Below are 16401 nucleotides of genomic sequence, written 5' to 3'. Positions count from 1 at the left end.
GCACCATGGCTGGTCTATTGTCGTGGTGCCGGAGCCCGCCTTCTCGACGCGCCACGAGGAGGGTTCGATGACCTCAAGCTTCACCATCCACGATGCGGCCGGCTACGAGCAACTCATGGGCCGCTGGAGCAAAAAGCTCGCGCTCCGGTTCATCGACTTCGCCGGGTTGGCCGATGGCGAGCGCGTTCTCGACGTCGGTTGCGGCACCGGCAGCCTGACTTTCACGCTCGCTGCCTCCGCAGATCTCGCGGAGGTCGTCGCGATCGACTACTCGCCCGTCTTCGTCGCGGAGGCGACCCGGCGCAACAGCGACGCACGTATCAGCATCCGGCAGGCGGATGCCTGTGCCCTGCCATTCGAGGATCGCGTGTTCGACCGCGCAATGGCTCTGCTCGTGCTCCATTTCGTGCCCGAGGCCGGCAAGGCCATCGCCGAGATGGCCCGCGTCGTGCGGCGAGGCGGCGTGGTAGCGGCGGCCGTGTGGGACCACTACGGCGGCATGCCGGGCATGCGCATGATGGTCGACACCGTCGCCGGGCTGAACGAAGGGGGTCGTCAGATGCGCGCCCGTTATTGCTTCCAGCCGATGATGCAGCCGGGTGAAATGAAGCGGGCTTTCGCAGAGCAGGGTCTCGCGAACGTCATCGAGACCGAGCTGATGATCCGCATGGACTATCGGGATTTCGACGACTTCTGGGCGCCGATCGCTGCCGGCGAAGGGCCGCTCGGCAAATATGTGGCGACACTCGACGCTGTGGAGCGGGCGCGCGTCGACGAGGCCGTACGCGACGCCTACCAGGCCGGCCGGCCCGACGGCCCGAGATCTTTTGCGAGTATCGCCTGGGCCTGCCAGGGGACCGTCCATTGAGCTAAGTGGCGACGGGCCTTCCAGCGGCAATGAAAAAGCCCCGGCGGTGTCCCGCCGGGGCGATGATGTAAGTGAGATAAGCCCGCGCTCAGTCGTGATAGGCGCGCTCACCATGTTCGGCGATGTCGAGGCCTTCGCGCTCCTGGTCGGCCGGGACGCGCAGGCCGACGATCACATCGACGATCTTGTAGAGGATCGCCGAGCCGACGCCGCTGAACACGAGGGTGAACAGCACCGCCTTGAGCTGGGCCATGAAGGCGGTTCCGAATTCGTAGGTCGCGGTGACGAGCTCGCCGGGCTTGGTGGCGTAGTCGGGGATGCCGCCGCCGCCAAGCGCCTGGTTGACCAGGATGCCGGTGCCGAGCGCGCCGATGATGCCGCCGATGCAGTGGATGCCGAAGACGTCGAGCGAGTCGTCGTAGCCGAGCGCGTTCTTCACCGTCGAGCAGAAGACGAAGCAGACCGCACCGGCGACGAGGCCGAGCACGATCGAGCCCATCGGCCCGGCAAAGCCTGCCGCCGGGGTGATCGCGACGAGGCCGGCAACGGCACCCGAGACCATGCCGAGCATGGAAGGCTTGCCCTTGACCGCCCATTCGACGAACAGCCAGGCGACCGCCGCCGCCGCGGTGGCGACGAAGGTGTTGATCATGGCGAGTCCGGCGGTGCCGTTGGCTTCAAGATTGGAGCCGGCATTGAAGCCGAACCAGCCGACCCAGAGCAGGGCGGCGCCGATCAGCGTCATGGTCAGCGAGTGCGGAGCCATCAGCTCACGGCCGAAGCCGATGCGCTTGCCGATCAGCACGCAGCCGACCAGGCCCGCGATGCCGGCATTGATGTGCACCACAGTGCCGCCGGCGAAGTCGAGCGCGCCCCATTTGAACAGCATGCCGGCATCGGCGTTGACCGCGTCGAGCGCCGCCTGGGCCGCGACCTTGCCGTCCGCGCCGGCCTCGGCGAGCGCCTTGGCGGCATTGCCGACCGCGTCAGGCCCGCCCCAGTACCAGACCATGTGGGCCATCGGGAAATAGATGAAGGTGACCCAGAGCACGATGAAGAGCAGCAGCGCCGAGAACTTCATGCGCTCGGCGAAGGCGCCGACGATGAGGGCCGGCGTGATGCAGGCGAAGGTCATCTGGAAGGCGATGTAGACATATTCCGGGATGACGACGCCGTTGGAGAAGGTCGCGGCGGTCGAGTTGCCGTCGACGCCGCGCAGGAAGGCCTTGGAGAAGCCGCCGACGAAGTCGTTGAGGCCGCCGCCATTGGTGAAGGCGAGCGAGTAGCCGAAGATGATCCACATCAGCGAAACGATGCAGACGATGGCGAAGACCTGGGTCAGCACCGAGAGCATGTTCTTGGAGCGGACGAGGCCGCCATAGAACAAAGCGAGGCCCGGCACGGTCATCAGCAGGACGAGGATCGTCGAGCTCATCATGAAGGCGACGTCGCCCTTGTTGGGCACGGGGGCGGGCGGCGCGGCCGGGGCTTGAGCCAGTGCGGCGCCGGCCATGGCGGCGAAGGCCAGCCCGACCAGCCCGGCCCGGTTAAGGGTCTTGTTGTTCATCGTGAAACTCCTGGGAAGGTCGGGGATCAGAGGGCGTCGCCGTCGGTCTCGCCGGTGCGGATGCGCACGGCCTTCTCGATCGACGAAACGAAGATCTTGCCATCGCCGATCTGGCCGGTGCGGGCGGCGGCGGTGATCGCCTCGATCACCTTGGCGACGAGATCGTCGGTGACGGCGACTTCGATCTTGATCTTCGGCAGGAAGCTCACGGCGTATTCGGCGCCGCGATAGATCTCGGTATGGCCCTTCTGACGGCCATAGCCTTTGACTTCGGTCACTGTCAGCCCGTGCACGCCGATGGCGGTGAGCCCGTCGCGCACCTCCTCCAGCTTGAACGGCTTGATGATAGCCATCACGATCTTCATGGCTGGCTTACCCCCGCTTGTGCGCGCCGGACCGCGGTCCAAGCGACGTCGTTGCGCCTCTCGCGCCCTTTCAAGACAGGCGCGTCGGGGTGAACCTATCAAGGCCCGTGCCAACCGGAAGATGTGGCGCGCGAGCGGGCAATGCCGCGATTCCGCCATGATCAGGCGGCGCTCAGCGAGCCGGAATGGCTAATATTTAGGCAGATGCCGTGAAAGCAGGCGGCTGCCTGCTCAGGCGCGGTCTGGGCGCGGCCGGATCAGGCCTTCCTGCGCGACCGAGGCGACGAGATGCCCCTCTCGATCGAAGATCAGCCCGCGTGAGAAGCCGCGCGCACCCGAGGCCGAGGGGCTGTCCTGGGCGTAGAGCAACCATTCATCGGCGCGGAAGGGGCGGTGGAACCAGAGCGCATGGTCGAGGCTGGCGCTCTGGATGCGTCGATCGAAGACGCTGGTGCCATGAGTAACCAGGCTGGAATCGAGCAGCAGCAGGTCGGAGGCGTAAGCGAGCACGCTCTGATGCAGCGCCGGCTCGTCCGGCAGCTTCTGCGCAGCCTTGACCCAGACATTGAATTTAGGTTCCCGCGGAGCGTCCGCAGCGTAGCGGCTCAACTCGACGGGGCGGATGTCGATCGGCCGCTCGCGCCGGTAATAGGCACGCACCGCCTCGGGCATGTGCGGGAGAACGTCGCGCTCCATGCCGTCGCGATCGGGCAGCTCATCGGGCGTTGGTACCATCGGCATCAGCATCTGGTGGTCATAGCCGGGCTCGGCGATCTGGAAGGAAGCCGACATCGCGAAGATCGCGGCGTCCTTTTGCAGTGCCAGCACGCGCCGCGTCGAGAACGAGCCGCCGTCGCGCAGCCGCTCGACCTCATAGACGATCGGAATTGTCGGATCGCCCGGCAACATGAAATAGGCATGCAGCGAATGGGGTTGGCGCTCCTCCACCGTCTTGCAGGCGGCATAGAGCGCTTGGCCGATCACCTGGCCGCCGAAGACGCGGGTCCAGCCATTGTCGGGGCTGCGACCCTGGAACCGGTTGTGTCCGAGCGATTCGAGATCGAAAATCGGGAGCAGTGTGTTCGCGGCTTGGTTCATCGGCAGGAAACCGGCTCGGCGCGGGCTTGCGGCCCGGGCCGGCTATGGGCAAGACGGGAAGCATCAGCAACGAGCGATCCGGCGGCGTCAAGCGGCGCGATGCGAGGAAGGCCATGATGCAAAGTCCAGAAAGCGCGAGCCGGTGTATCGTCATCGCCGGCGGCGGCGTCGCCGGGCTGACGCTGGCGGTAGCGCTGAAGCAGGCGCTGGGCGAGAGCTTCCGCATCATCATCGCGGATCCGGCCTTGGCCGGGCCGGTGCGAGCCGACAGCCGCGCCTATGCGGTCGCAGCGGCTGCGCGCAACATGCTGGAGGCGCTCGGCGTCTGGCGTCTGGTGGAGGCAGCATCCACGCCGATGACCGAGATGGTGATCACCGACAGCCGCACCTCCGATCTGGTGCGTCCGGTTTTCCTGAGTTTCGACGGCGAGGTCGAACCCGGCCAACCCTTCGCCCATATGGTCGAGAACGGCGCGTTGATGGCGGCGCTGCTCCAGGTCGCGCGGGCAAATGGCGTCGAGCTGCGGGCGGAGGGTGTCCGTTCCGGCACGGTGGATGAAGACGGCGCAGCAGCGGTGTCCTTCACGGGTGGCGAGAGCCTTGATTGCGCCTTGCTGGTCGCGGCGGACGGGGCGCGTTCCAAGCTCCGCGAGCAGGCCGGCATAGGCTGGGTCGGCTGGTCCTATCCGCAATCGGGGATCGTCGCGACCATCGGCCACGAGCGGCCGCATGAGGGACGGGCAGTCGAGCATTTCCTGCCGTCCGGCCCCTTCGCGATCCTGCCGCTGGCCGATGGCGGCAAGCTCGGCCATCGCTCCTCCATCGTCTGGACGGAAGCGAGCGACAACGTCGCGGCGCTGCTGGCGCTCGACGATAGCGACCTCCTCCTCGAAGTCGAGCGCCGTTTCGGCCTCGAACTCGGCGAGATCACACTGGAAAGCCGCCCGGGCGCCTATCCCTTGTCCTTCGGCGTGGCGCGTCGCTTTGTCGGCGAGCGGCTGGCGCTGCTCGGCGATGCCGCCCATGTCATCCATCCGATCGCTGGCCAGGGGCTCAATCTCGGACTGAAGGACGTCGCTGCCCTCGCCGAGGCGCTTGTCGATGCCGCTCGGCTCGGCCTCGATGTCGGCAGCTTCGATGTGCTGGAAGACTATGAGAAAGGCCGGCGCTTCGACACGGTCGCCATGGGCGTCGTCACCGACGGGCTCAACCGGCTGTTCTCAAACGATTCGACGCCGCTCAGGCTGGTTCGCGATCTCGGCCTCGGCCTGGTCGAGCGCATGCCGGGACTGAAGCGCTTCTTCATTCGTGAGGCGGCCGGCCTGGCTGGGCCAACGCCGCGCTTGCTGAAGGGCGAGATGCTGTAGGCCTTACCCGTCACCATGATCCAGAGTCAGACCCGGCCATACCGAGTCACGCCCAGCTGTTCTCGATAGCGCGGGTCAAGCTTCCCGTCGCCCTACCTGAATCATACTTGGGTCAGCCCAAGTAGGGCGCGCGATTTTCGGTACTACCCTTCGAGTTGCCGCGCCTCTTCCGGCAGCATGATCGGGATGCCATCGCGGATCGGATAGGCGAGCTTCGCGGCGCGGCTGATCAACTCCTGGCGGGCGGCGTCGTATTCGAGCGTTGCCTTGGTCACCGGGCAGACGAGGATCTCCAGCAGTTTCGGGTCGATCCGCGTCGCCGCCGGCACCGTGTTCTCGTCTTCGGGGCTCATGCCAACTCTCTCCTTGGCCTTATCGGCGCGGCAGATCGGCCAGCATGCCGGCCGCCACCATCAGCTTTGGCAGGGAGAGGCCGGACATGGCAATGGCTGAAACGGTGGCGCGGGTGCGTTCGGCGTCGGCGCCGCGCTCCGCCAGCCAGTCCTTCAGCGCGTCCGGGCCGGATTTGCCGGTGGCGATCTCCTGAGTCAGCCCGGCATGGGCGTCGGTGAGCGTCTCGACCGCGCGCTGACGCGCCAGGCGCTCGTAGTCGTCTGTCGCCGGTACAGCAGCGGCCGCCGACATCAGCGTCGAAAAGCCGAAGACCGAATCGGCGCCGAAATGAATTCGGGCGACTTCGACGATGTCGCGTTTGGTGCGACTGGCGATGTCGACGATGTCGGTCGCTTCGGCGAGCCAGGGCAGGCTGGCGACGCGCACCGCCAGCGGCTCGGGCACACCTTCGGCCGTCAGCGCGGCGATGCGGGCGGTGCGCGCCTGGGCCGCTGCCTCCGGCAGCAGCTCGGCCAACGCACCCTCCAGCGCCGTAACGCCCTTGGCATAGTGTGCCACGGTCTGCTCGATCGCGCCGGGCGTGGCGACACCGCGGCGCAGGAACCAGCGCATCCGGTCGACGACTAGCTCCTGCGCGGCAGCGTAGAGCCCGGTCTGGGTCTTGCCCGGCAGCTTGGCGTCGAGCGCGTCGATGGTGCCGTTCAGCGCGATCAGGTCGAAGGAATCGCGGGCGACGGCGTAGGCTGCGGCGATCGCCGGAGCCTCGGCGCGGGTTTGGTCGGCCAGCGTCGAGACGATGGCCGGGCCGCCGCGATTGATGATGGCGTTGGCAAGCTGGGTCGCGACGATCTCGCGGCGCAGCTTGTGGCCGGCGATCTCGGCGCCATAGCCCTCGCGCAGCGGTTGCGGGAAATAGCGGACGAGCTCGCTCTTCAGATAGGGATCGTCGGGAATGGCCGATTCGAGCAGCGCGTCGTGCAAAGCGAGCTTGGCATAGGCGAGCAGGACCGCGAGTTCCGGCCGGGTCAGACCCTCGCCACGTTTCTCGCGCTCGATGAGCACCGCGTCTGACGGCAGGTACTCGACGCTGCGGTCGAGCCGGCCGTCCTCTTCGAGCTGCACCATCAGCCGACGCAGATGCGGCGTCGCCTGGATGCCCTGCGCCTCCGTCAGCGAGAGCGCCAGGCTCTGCAGATAGTTGTTGCGCAGGACGAGCAGGCCGACCTCGTCGGTCATCTGCGCCAGCAGTGCGTTGCGCTTCTTCTCGGGCAGGCGGCCGTCGCGGACGGGATCGGCGAGTGCGATCTTGATGTTGACCTCGACGTCGGAGGTGTTGACGCCGGCGGAATTGTCGATTGCGTCGGTGTTGAGGCGCACGCCCTGGCGCGCCGCCTCGATACGGCCGCGCTGGGTCGCGCCGAGATTGGCGCCCTCGCCGATCACCTTGGCGCGCAGATCGGCGCCGGAGACGCGGATCGCGTCATTGGCGCGATCGCCGACCTGGGCGTCGCTCTCGTCGCCAGCGCGGATATAGGTGCCGATGCCGCCGAACCAGAGCAGATCGACGGGCGCCTTCAGGATCGCCGTCATCAATTCGGCCGGCGTGACCTGCGCCTTGTCGAAGTCGAGCGCCTGTCGCACCTCGGCCGAGAGCGCGATGCTCTTGGCCTGGCGCGAGAAAATGCCGCCGCCCTTGGAGATCAGCGACTTGTCATAGTCGGCCCAGGACGAGCGCGGCAGGGCGAAGATGCGCTGGCGCTCGGCCAGGCTCTTGGCCATGTCGGGATCGGGGTCGAGGAAGATGTCGCGGTGGTCGAAGGCGGCGAGGAGCTTGATCGCCGGCGAGAGCAGCATGCCGTTGCCGAAGACGTCGCCGGACATGTCGCCGACGCCGGCGACGGTGAAGGGCGTCGTCTGGATGTCGACGTCGATCTCGCGGAAATGGCGCTTCACCGCCTCCCAGGCGCCGCGGGCGGTGATGCCCATGCCCTTGTGGTCGTAGCCCTGCGAGCCGCCCGAGGCGAAAGCATCGCCGAGCCAGTGATGCTTCTCGGCCGAGAGCGCATTGGCGGTGTCGGAGAAGGTCGCGGTGCCCTTGTCGGCGGCGACGACGAGGTAAGGGTCGTCGCCGTCATGGCGGACGGTGTCCGGCGGCGGCACGACCGTCTCGCCGTCGAGATTGTCGGTGAGTTCGAGCAAGGTGCGCACGAAGATGCGGTAACTCTCGGTGCCCTCGGTGAGCCAGGCCTGGCGGTCGCTCGCCGGCGGCAAATGCTTGGGCACGAAGCCGCCCTTGGCGCCGACCGGGACGATGACGGCGTTCTTGACCTGCTGCGCCTTGACCAGCCCGAGCACCTCGGTGCGGAAATCCTGCGACCGGTCCGACCAGCGCAGGCCGCCGCGCGCGACCTTGCCGAAGCGCATGTGCACGCCCTCGACCCGTGGCGAGTAGACGAAGATCTCGTAGAGCGGGCGCGGCAGCGGCATGCCCTCGACCTGGCCGGAGGCGAACTTGAACGAGATCGTGCTGCGCGGATGCCCGTCGGGGCCGATCTGGAAGAAGTTGGTACGCTGGCCTGCGTCGATCAGATTGACGAAGCGCCGCAGGATGCGGTCCTCGTCGAGGCTAGTGACGTCGGCGAGCGCGGCTTCGATCCGCTCGCGCTCGGCTTTCACCTGCTCGGTCCGCTTCTTCTCGGACAAGCGCGGGTCGAACTTGGCGATGAAGAGCTTGACCAGTCCTGTAGCGATGCCGGCATGGCGGGTCAGTGCGTCGGCGATATAGTCCTGCGCATAGGGCGCGCCGACCTGGCGCAGATAGCGGCCGAGCGCCCGCAGCAGTGCAGCTTCCCGCCAGGCGAGGCCCGCGGCGAGGACGAGCTGGTCGAAGCGGTCGGATTCGGTGAGGCCGCGGAACTGCGCCATCAGCGCCGATTCGATCGTCGGATCGAGGTGCTCAATGTCGATCTCGCCGCCGCCGGCGCGCTCCAGCGCCATGTCATGCAGCCAGACGCGCATGTCGGGACTGCCGCCACCGTTCGGCTGCGGCGTGATGTTGAAGGTGCGCTCGTTGACGACGCGGAAGCCCATGTTCTCCAGCATCGGCACGCGCTCCGACAGCGAGATCGGGGCGCCGCGCGAGAACAGCTTGAGATTGGCATAGGTCGGGCCGTCGCCCTCGCGCCGATAGAGATTGACCGCCCGCGGCCGCTCCTCCGATAGCTTCTGCAGCATGTCGATGTCGATCAGCGCGTCCTCGGCGGCGTAGCGCTCGCGATAGGCGGCGCCGAAGGCCTCGGCATAGCGCTCGGCCAGGGCCCGAGCCGCTGGACCGGCCTTCTGCATGTCGAGCGCATCCTTAAGGCTGTCGCCCCAGGTCCGCACGATTGCAGTGATGCCGGCTTCCAGCGTCGCGCGCTCGATCCTGGGGGTGCGGCCCTCGTCGCGGCCGATGATGTAGTGCGTGCGGGCGAGCGGACCTTCCGGATAGGCCGGATAGGCGGCCGAAACGCGGCCCTGGTAGATACGGGCGAGGAAGTCACCGACGCGGCGGCGCACCGTGGTGTCGTAGCGATCCTTCGGGATGAAGACGAGCGCCGAGACGAAACGGTCGAACTCGTCGGCGCGGGCGAGCGCGCGGATGCGTGGCCGCTCGGTCAATTGCATGATGTCGAGGGCGAAGCGCTCGAGCGTCTCGATGTCGATCTGGAAGAGCTCGTCGCGCGGGAAGGCGTCGAGCACGTTGTAGAGCGCGCGGCCGGAATAGCTCGACGGATCGAATCCGGTGCTTTTCAGCACGCGCGCCACCTTGAGACGCAGATAGGGAATGGAGCGGGCGGTGCCGGTATAAGCGTTCGAGGTCAGAAGGCCGACGATGCGCAGTTCGCCGTCGAGCCGGCCATCGGGGGTGAAGAGCTTGATCCCGACATAGTCGAGATGGACCCGGCGGTGGACGCGGCTCTTGACGTTGGCCTTGGTGATGATCAGCGCCTGGGGCTTGGCCAGGAAGGCGCGAATCTCCGGCGTCATCACCACAAGCTCGCGATTCTTGCGCAGCACCCGCACATCTGGGTCGCGCAGGATGCCGAGGCCGGAGGAATCGACCGGATCGGCGGCGGTGTCGCCGCCGGCGAAGCGATAGGCGCGCACGCCGAGCAAGGTGAAATTGTCGCTGGCGATCCATTCGAGGAAGTTCAGCGCCTCGGTGACCTCGTCCTCCGGCAGCGGCGGCGGATTGGCGCGGTAGGACTGGATCACCTCGGTGATGCGGCCGCGCATCGCGGCCCAGTCGTCGACGGCGAGCCCGACATCGACATAGACGCGCGCAAGCCCGGTGGCGAGCCGCTCGCGCGCCTCGGCCGTGTCGATCCGGTCGAGATGAATATGGATCAGGCTCTCGCGGCGCGTGCCCTCGACGGCGCGGCCCGAGGCCTCGCCGGCGAGCGACTGGAAGGTGCCGTCGTCCTTGCGCACCACGGCGAGGATGGGATGGGCGACGAGACGTGGCTCGTAGCCCTGCTCGGCCAGTTCGGCGAGGGTGGAATCGAGCAGGAACGGCTTGTTGTCGTTGACGACCTCGAGGATCGTGATCTGGCGCTCGCGCCCATCCTCCTTCACCGCCTCGTCGCGGAAACGCAGATTGGGCTCGCCCGGCTTGCGTCGGGAGCTCAGATGGGCGTAGGCGGCGTCGGCGGCGCGGGCGAGCAGGTCCGGCGGCAGAGCGACGAGATCCTCGGCGACGGTTCGGCCATAGAGCAGCTTGGGGAATTCCGCTGGCATCGCCGAGCCGAGCTCGCGAGCGGCGGACTCGATTGCGATCACGGCTGCAGCCGTGGCATTCGCTTCCCGCTTGGCCATAGTCGTCTTCCCCCTGCTATTTTGCCGCAGCGATGACATAGCTCACCGGCGGCCGCAACTTTCGTCGTATCGCGACGGCCAGATTGCACCAATATGACGCAGCCGCGGCAGCACAGGCCGATCTGCGCCGATAGCAGCGCGAGGAGTGCAGAGATGACGAAGAAGCATGACAAAGCGATGGTGGGCGAAGTTCCTGCGAAGCAGGACGCGCCGCCGGCCGTGATGGCGCTCGCGCTGCCGCAGGCCGAGCTGTCGCAGGAGATGCAGGCCTATTTCGCCAAATGCGAGGAGAAGCTCGGCTATGTCCCGAACGTTCTGCTGGCCTATGCGCATGATGACGCCAAGCTCCAGGCCTTCGCCACCTTCTACAATGACCTGATGCTGGCGCCGTCCGGCCTGTCGAAGCTCGAACGCGAGATGATCGCGGTCGCGGTCTCCAGCGTGAACCGCTGCTATTACTGCCTCACGGCGCATGGCCAGGCGGTGCGGCAGCTCTCCGGTGATTCGGTCCTCGGCGAGATGATGGTGATGAACTATCGCGCAGCGCAGCTTTCGCCGCGCCATCGCGCCATGCTCGATTTCTCGGTGAAGCTGACCGAGACACCGCACGAGATCGAGGAGGAAGACCGGGAAGCCCTGCGCAAGGCCGGCTTCGGCGAGCGCGACATCTGGGATATTGGGGCGGTCGCCGCCTTCTTCAACATGTCGAACCGGATCGCCTCGGCGGTCGATATGCGACCCAATCCCGAATATCACAGCGCGTCTCGATAAGCGGCGACCAAAAGAAAAACGGCCGGCGGAAGCCGCCAGCCGTGAGTTGGCCTAGACCAAGTGGCCCGACCCGCCGCAGCGCCGGAGGGGCTGGGGGGCTGACGTGTCCAGAGCCGGACAGGTCGGGCCGTCTAGGCAACGAATCGGAGTTGAATGCCGCAACGGGGCGCTCGCTTGGCGCAAGCGCGGCGAAATCATGGCAATTGCGATGAAGGTGTAGGCGCGGTCATCAAGCTGTCTTGCCAGCGCTGGGGGGCAGGCGCATCATCCCTTGCTGGACAACGGCAGGTATGAAGAGGAGGAGCGATGAGCGAAAGCGAAACTCCGCCAGCGCAGCGAGCGGGTGCGGTCGTCGCCTTTCCGGCCGCTGCCGCGCCCTGTTCCGTCACCTTCGACCGCCGTGAGCTAAACGAACTGCTCAACCTTTATGGCCGGATGGTCGCGGCCGGCGAGTGGCGCGACTACGCCATCGATTTCCTGCGCAACAAGGCGCAGTTCTCGGTTTTTCGCCGCGCAGCCGAGGTGCCGCTCTACCGGATCGTCAAGGACCCGTCGCTGGCGAGGCGACAGGGTACCTATTCGGTGGTGACCGCGACCGGGCTGATCCTGAAGCGCGGAGCTGAGCTCGGCCGGGTGCTCAAGGTGCTCGACAAGCGTTTGAGCGTGGTGAGCTGATCTCGCGCTTTCCCACGACGAGGTAAGCGCAAAAAAAAGCCCCGGCCTTGCGGCCGGGGCTTCGGGTTTTCAGGCTTCCGCCCTATCACTCCTGCTTGGAGCCGAAGAGCGAGAGCAGCATCTGGAACATGTTGACGAAGTTCAGGTAGAGCGACAGGGCGCCGTTCACCGAGAGCTTCGCGGCCGACTCGGAGTCCATGTCCGAGTACAGATACATTTCCTTCAGGCGCTGCGTATCCCAGGCGGTCAGGCCAGCGAAGACCAGCACGCCGATCACCGAGATGGCGAAGGACAGAGCGCTCGAGGCCAGGAAGATGTTGACGACCGAGGCGATCACGAGGCCAATCAGGCCCATGATCAGGAAAGAGCCGATGCCCGACAGCGACTTCTTCGTGGTGTAGCCGAACAGGCTGAGGCCAGCGAAGGAGGCCGCCGTGATGAAGAACACCTTGGCGATCGATTCACCGGTGAAGACGACGAAGATCGAGGACAGCGAGACGCCCATCACCGCCGCGAAGGCGAAGAACATGGCGCGGGCCGTCGACGAGCTCATGCTCTCGGCCTTGAACGAGAAGAAGAAGATGAAGGCCAGCGGAGCCAGCATCACCACCCACTTCAGTGGGCTAAGGTAGAGCGCCTGGCCAAGCGGCGTCAGCGCGGTGACCTTGCCCGAGGGCGAGTAGCCGGCAATCGCCAGCATCGAGATGCCGATCGCCATCAGGCCGGTGATGGCCAGGCCGATCGTCATGTTGTTGTAGACGCCGAGCATGAACGAGCGCAGGCCCTGGTCCAGCTCAGCAGCGCTGGTCTGCTGTGCGCGGCCGGCACCCCAGACTTGAGCGTTGCGGTCGAAATCGCTCATGGAGAGAATTCCCCTTGAAACCTTGCCGGGCGGACATCGCCCTTGCGACGCCCACCGTCGCGCACCATCGTGGCGACAGTGCGAAATATGAGGGGGAACGAGCGGTCTTACAAGGGGCCAGCATGGTTAGCGGCGTCACCGGCATAGAAATTCGCTTGCCGAGCCATGCAACATTACCGTCAGTTCATGTTTATGCCTGACAGCGGTGAGTCAGAACTCATAAATTCCTCAGATGAGAAGCCGGCGCTTTCGATAGTATCTGCAGGGTTCCGACCAATCCGAACACGACGGTGACCACGACGGCCGCAGTCGCGGCGATAATAGCGCCCGTTGGATCGGGAACGAAATCTATCTTCATCACTTGCGTGACGACGCCCCAGCCGGCTGCGGCACCTGCCAGGAGCCCGAACAGGGCTGAAACGACGCCGATGCCTGCGTATTCGAGGACGTACGACGAAAGTATGAAGCGGCGAGTGGCGCCCAGCGTCTTCAGGATCATCGCGTCATAGAGCCGCGCCCTCTGCCCGGCGGCCAGCGCGCCAGCGAGAACCAGCAGGCTGGCGCTGATGGCGAGGCCCGAGGCGCCGCGAATCGCGCCGGCAAGCTGGCCGACAATGGTGTTGACCGCTTCGAGCGCGTCCTTGACCCGGACCGCCGTCACTGCCGGGAAGGAAACCGCGAGCTGGCGCATCAGGGCAGCGTCGCTGGTCGTAGGCGCCGCGCCGTTGTCGGTCACGGTGGCGAGGTTGGTGTGCGGCGCACCTGCGAAGGTGTTCGGCGAGAACACCATGACGAAGTTGATGCCGAGCGAGCGCCATTCGATGTCGCGGAAATTGGCGATGCGCGCGGTGATGTTGCGGCCGAGCACGTTGACGGTGAGCTTGTCGCCGAGCTTCAGCCCCAACCCCTCGACGGCGCGGGCATCGAAGGAGACCAGCGGCTCGCCGCGATAATCCGCCGGCCACCACTCGCCCGAGGCGAGCCTGGAGGCCTCGGGCATACCAGCGGAATAGGTGATGCCGCGATCGCCTTCGAGCACCCAGGCCATCTGCTCGCTCGCCTTGATCTGTTCGGCCGGGACGTCGTTCACGCTGACGATGCGCCCACGCATCATCGGAACGCGCTCGACATGCGCGCCGGGGCGCTGCTCGCTGAGGAAGCGGTCGAACTCGGCGGCCTGGGCGTTGGGGATGTCGAGGAAGAAGAAGCTCGGCGCCTTCTGCGGCAGCGACTGGGTCAGTTGCCGCCTCAGGCTGACGTCGATGAAGGCGAGGGTCGAGAGCAAGGCGACGCCCAGGCCCAGCGAGAGCACCAGCGACGATGTCAGCGCGCCCGGGCGATAGGTGTTGGCGAGGGCCATGCGCAGCGTCGGCTGGCGCGGGCGCCCGGCCCGGCGGGCCAGCGCCATCAGTCCCGAGGCCACCAGGCGCAGTAGCAGGAAGACGGCGCCGGCGGCGCCGATATAGATCAGCGCGATGCGCCGGTCATAGGCGAAGGCAAGCGCGACGCCGACAAGGCCGGCGAGCGCAGCCAGGAAGATCGCCCTGTAAATCCAGCGCGGCTGGCGCCGGTCAGGCTCGATCTGGTCGCGGAACAGAGCCGAGACCGGCACGTCATGAGCGCGGCCGAGCGGGATGATGGCGAAGACCAGCGCTGTCAGCAGGCCGTAGAGCGCGGCGATGGCGAGTTCGGCCGGGGCGAGCGTCGGCTCGAATGGCAAAGGCAGGATGTCGGCGAGCGCATAGCCCAGCGCAAAGGGTGCCGCCGCGCCGAGCGCGAGCCCGATCGCGATGCCGAAACCGGCGACCAGCATGACTTCGATCAGATGGATGGCGACGACCCGGCCGCCGGTGGCGCCGATCGCCTTCAACGTCGCGAAATCGAGCCGTTTGGCTTCGACGAAACGGCGGGCCGCATTGGCGACGCCGACGCCGCCGACCAGAAGCGCGGTCAGGCCGACGAGCGTCAAGAACTGAGTGAAGCGCTCGATATTGCGCTGGAAGTTCGGCGCCGCATTGGCGCGCGAGCGGACTTCCCAGCCCGCATTCGGCTGTTCGCGCGTGGCATTGGCCAGCAGCGCATCGAGGGCGGCGTCGGTGTTCGCTCCGGCCGGCAGGACCACGCGAGCCGTCCAGCGCACCAGGCTGCCGGGCTGGAGCAGCTCGGAGGCGCGAAGAGCGTCCTGCGAGACGATCAGGCGCGGGCCGAAGCCGACGCCGGCTGCGATCTTGTCGGGCTCGGAGACGAGGCCGGCGCGCAATTGCACCCGGGCGGAGCCGATCAGCACGGTGTCGCCGGGCTTGAGATCGAGCCGGCCGAGCAGAACGGGATCGGCGATGCCGCCATAGGCACCGTCACGCAATGCGAGCAGGTCGGCGGCCGGCTGGGCCGGCTCGGTGCGCAGTTCGCCGATGCTCGGATAAGAGCCGTCGACGGCCTTGAGCTCGACCAGGGCGGCGCCCTTCTCGCCGGCATTGGCCATGCTGCGCAGGGTCGCGATGGTCGAGACGTTGCCATGGCGGGCGAGGAAGGCATGCTCCTCTGCCGTCGGCTCGCGATGGATCAGGCTGAAGGCGGCATCGCCACCGAGAATGCGCCGACCCTCGCGGCCGAGACCCTCGCTGAGACCGCGCGAGGCCGAGGACACCGCGGCGATCGCCATCACGCCAAGGGCGAGACAGGCGACGAAGACACCGAAGCCGCGCAGGCCGCCGCGCAGATCGCGCCAGGCGAGGCGCAAAGCGAGCTTCAGGCCGACGGGCCCGCGTTTCGGAGAAGGCGTCACCGACGGTTTGACGGGAGCGTGCATGTCAGATCGCCAGCGCCTCAGTTCCGGCCTCGGTCTCGATGCGGCCGGCCCGCAGACGCACGGTGCGGTCGCAGTTCGCCGCCAGCGAGAGATCGTGGGTGACGAGCACCAGCGTGGCACCGCGCTCGCGCCGGAGCGCGAAGATCAGGTCGACGATCGAGCGGCCGGTGCTCTCGTCGAGATTGCCGGTCGGCTCGTCGGCGACGAGGATCGCCGGGTCGGGTGCGACGGCGCGGGCGATGGCGACGCGCTGCTGCTCGCCGCCGGAGAGCTGGGCCGGGTAATGGTCCATGCGCTCGCCCAGGCCGACATTGCGCAGTTCGGCGGCTGCACGCTCGAAGGCGTCATCCGCACCAGCCAATTCCAGCGGCAGCGCGACATTCTCGCGCGCCGTCATGGTCGGCACGAGGTGGAAGGACTGGAAGACGATGCCGATATGGCGGCCGCGGAAGATGGCGAGCGCGTCCTCGCCGAGCACGCCAAGATCCTGGCCGGCGACCTTCACCAGTCCGGAATCGGGGCGCTCCAACCCGGCCATCGTCATCAGCAGCGTCGATTTGCCGGAGCCGGAGGGACCGACGAGGCCGGTCGCCTGCCCTTGCGGGATGGTCAGCGAGACGCCTTTGAGGATATGGACGCGGGCGGCGCCGCGCCCCAGACTAAGCTCGACGTCGCTGAGTTCGATCGTTGGGGTTGTCTCGCTCACCGCCATGTTTCCGCTTTCATCCCATCCGATGCCGCGGCTTCGACTTTCATTCCGAGCCGAAGGGATCAGAACCGCCATGCGTCGCGCCGCCACCCGATATGG

Annotated in this window: 12 protein-coding genes; 4 read left to right on the top strand and 8 right to left on the bottom strand. The window is 66.8% G+C overall.

Annotation, left to right across the window (positions count from 1 at the left end):
* The first annotated feature begins 67 nt into the window (after positions 1 to 67).
* The gene (locus tag QO058_RS15875) at positions 68 to 868 is read left to right on the top strand and encodes a class I SAM-dependent methyltransferase (protein WP_284172920.1); all 801 of its coding nucleotides are present in this window, start codon (positions 68 to 70) and stop codon (positions 866 to 868) included.
* 88 nt (positions 869 to 956) lie between these two features.
* On the opposite strand, the gene QO058_RS15870 is transcribed toward QO058_RS15875, so the two are convergent.
* From QO058_RS15870 to QO058_RS15860, 3 genes are all read right to left on the bottom strand, one after another.
* Positions 957 to 2381 carry an ammonium transporter gene (locus tag QO058_RS15870; RefSeq protein WP_284172919.1) on the bottom strand — a complete coding sequence of 475 codons (1425 nt, stop codon included), beginning with the start codon at positions 2379 to 2381 and terminating at the stop codon, positions 957 to 959.
* 80 nt (positions 2382 to 2461) lie between these two features.
* The gene (locus QO058_RS15865) at positions 2462 to 2800 is read right to left on the bottom strand and encodes a P-II family nitrogen regulator (RefSeq protein ID WP_057192020.1); all 339 of its coding nucleotides are present in this window, start codon (positions 2798 to 2800) and stop codon (positions 2462 to 2464) included.
* Between the two features lie 231 nt (positions 2801 to 3031).
* Complete coding sequence (locus QO058_RS15860; protein WP_284167280.1) at positions 3032 to 3898, bottom strand: acyl-CoA thioesterase; 867 nt, start codon at positions 3896 to 3898, stop codon at positions 3032 to 3034.
* A 113-nt stretch (positions 3899 to 4011) separates the two neighbouring features.
* On the opposite strand from QO058_RS15860, the gene QO058_RS15855 reads away from it, so the two are divergent.
* Positions 4012 to 5265, top strand: a complete 1254-nt coding sequence (locus QO058_RS15855) for a ubiquinone biosynthesis hydroxylase (protein WP_284167279.1) — start codon at positions 4012 to 4014, stop codon at positions 5263 to 5265.
* Positions 5266 to 5408: 143 nt separating this feature from the next.
* Here QO058_RS15855 and QO058_RS15850 read toward each other — a convergent pair whose 3' ends face one another.
* A complete protein-coding gene (locus QO058_RS15850) occupies positions 5409 to 5618 on the bottom strand; it encodes a Trm112 family protein (RefSeq protein WP_284167278.1) in 210 nt (69 codons plus the stop codon).
* A gap of 19 nt (positions 5619 to 5637) precedes the next feature.
* Positions 5638 to 10476, bottom strand: a complete 4839-nt coding sequence (locus QO058_RS15845; RefSeq protein WP_284167277.1) for an NAD-glutamate dehydrogenase — start codon at positions 10474 to 10476, stop codon at positions 5638 to 5640.
* Positions 10477 to 10653: 177 nt separating this feature from the next.
* Here QO058_RS15845 and QO058_RS15840 point away from each other — a divergent pair, with 177 nt between their 5' ends.
* Both QO058_RS15840 and QO058_RS15835 read left to right on the top strand, forming a co-directional pair.
* On the top strand, positions 10654 to 11247 hold the full coding sequence (locus QO058_RS15840; RefSeq protein ID WP_432212067.1) for a peroxidase-related enzyme: 594 nt from the start codon (positions 10654 to 10656) through the stop codon (positions 11245 to 11247).
* A gap of 306 nt (positions 11248 to 11553) precedes the next feature.
* The gene (locus QO058_RS15835) at positions 11554 to 11922 is read left to right on the top strand and encodes a DUF2794 domain-containing protein (protein ID WP_284167276.1); all 369 of its coding nucleotides are present in this window, start codon (positions 11554 to 11556) and stop codon (positions 11920 to 11922) included.
* A gap of 85 nt (positions 11923 to 12007) precedes the next feature.
* Here QO058_RS15835 and QO058_RS15830 read toward each other — a convergent pair whose 3' ends face one another.
* From QO058_RS15830 to QO058_RS15820, 3 genes are all read right to left on the bottom strand, one after another.
* A complete protein-coding gene (locus tag QO058_RS15830) occupies positions 12008 to 12784 on the bottom strand; it encodes a Bax inhibitor-1/YccA family protein (RefSeq protein ID WP_284167275.1) in 777 nt (258 codons plus the stop codon).
* Positions 12785 to 13001: 217 nt separating this feature from the next.
* Entirely contained in the window at positions 13002 to 15593 is a 2592-nt protein-coding gene (locus tag QO058_RS15825) for an ABC transporter permease (RefSeq protein WP_284167274.1), read from the bottom strand.
* 1 nt (position 15594) lies between these two features.
* Positions 15595 to 16299 carry an ABC transporter ATP-binding protein gene (locus tag QO058_RS15820; protein ID WP_284167273.1) on the bottom strand — a complete coding sequence of 235 codons (705 nt, stop codon included), beginning with the start codon at positions 16297 to 16299 and terminating at the stop codon, positions 15595 to 15597.
* Positions 16300 to 16401 lie beyond the last annotated feature (102 nt).

It is taken from the genome of Bosea vestrisii, from assembly GCF_030144325.1.
Lineage (GTDB): Bacteria > Pseudomonadota > Alphaproteobacteria > Rhizobiales > Beijerinckiaceae > Allobosea > Allobosea vestrisii_A.
The sequence above is the reverse complement of the archived record's forward strand: the minus strand, read 5'-3'. Positions and strand labels throughout refer to the sequence as shown.

What these genes read in the sequence shown, in the direction of transcription:
- QO058_RS15825 (WP_284167274.1), bottom strand. Translation starts at nt 15,593, where the DNA reads ATGCACGCTCCCGTCAAACCGTCGGTGACGCCTTCTCCGAAACGCGGG.
- QO058_RS15870 (WP_284172919.1), bottom strand. Translation starts at nt 2,381, where the DNA reads ATGGCCGGCGCCGCACTGGCTCAAGCCCCGGCCGCGCCGCCCGCCCCC.
- QO058_RS15855 (WP_284167279.1), top strand. Translation starts at nt 4,012, where the DNA reads ATGATGCAAAGTCCAGAAAGCGCGAGCCGGTGTATCGTCATCGCCGGC.
- QO058_RS15865 (WP_057192020.1), bottom strand. Translation starts at nt 2,800, where the DNA reads ATGAAGATCGTGATGGCTATCATCAAGCCGTTCAAGCTGGAGGAGGTG.
- QO058_RS15835 (WP_284167276.1), top strand. Translation starts at nt 11,554, where the DNA reads ATGAGCGAAAGCGAAACTCCGCCAGCGCAGCGAGCGGGTGCGGTCGTC.
- QO058_RS15875 (WP_284172920.1), top strand. Translation starts at nt 68, where the DNA reads ATGACCTCAAGCTTCACCATCCACGATGCGGCCGGCTACGAGCAACTC.
- QO058_RS15840 (WP_432212067.1), top strand. Translation starts at nt 10,654, where the DNA reads ATGGTGGGCGAAGTTCCTGCGAAGCAGGACGCGCCGCCGGCCGTGATG.
- QO058_RS15830 (WP_284167275.1), bottom strand. Translation starts at nt 12,784, where the DNA reads ATGAGCGATTTCGACCGCAACGCTCAAGTCTGGGGTGCCGGCCGCGCA.
- QO058_RS15860 (WP_284167280.1), bottom strand. Translation starts at nt 3,898, where the DNA reads ATGAACCAAGCCGCGAACACACTGCTCCCGATTTTCGATCTCGAATCG.
- QO058_RS15850 (WP_284167278.1), bottom strand. Translation starts at nt 5,618, where the DNA reads ATGAGCCCCGAAGACGAGAACACGGTGCCGGCGGCGACGCGGATCGAC.
- QO058_RS15845 (WP_284167277.1), bottom strand. Translation starts at nt 10,476, where the DNA reads ATGGCCAAGCGGGAAGCGAATGCCACGGCTGCAGCCGTGATCGCAATC.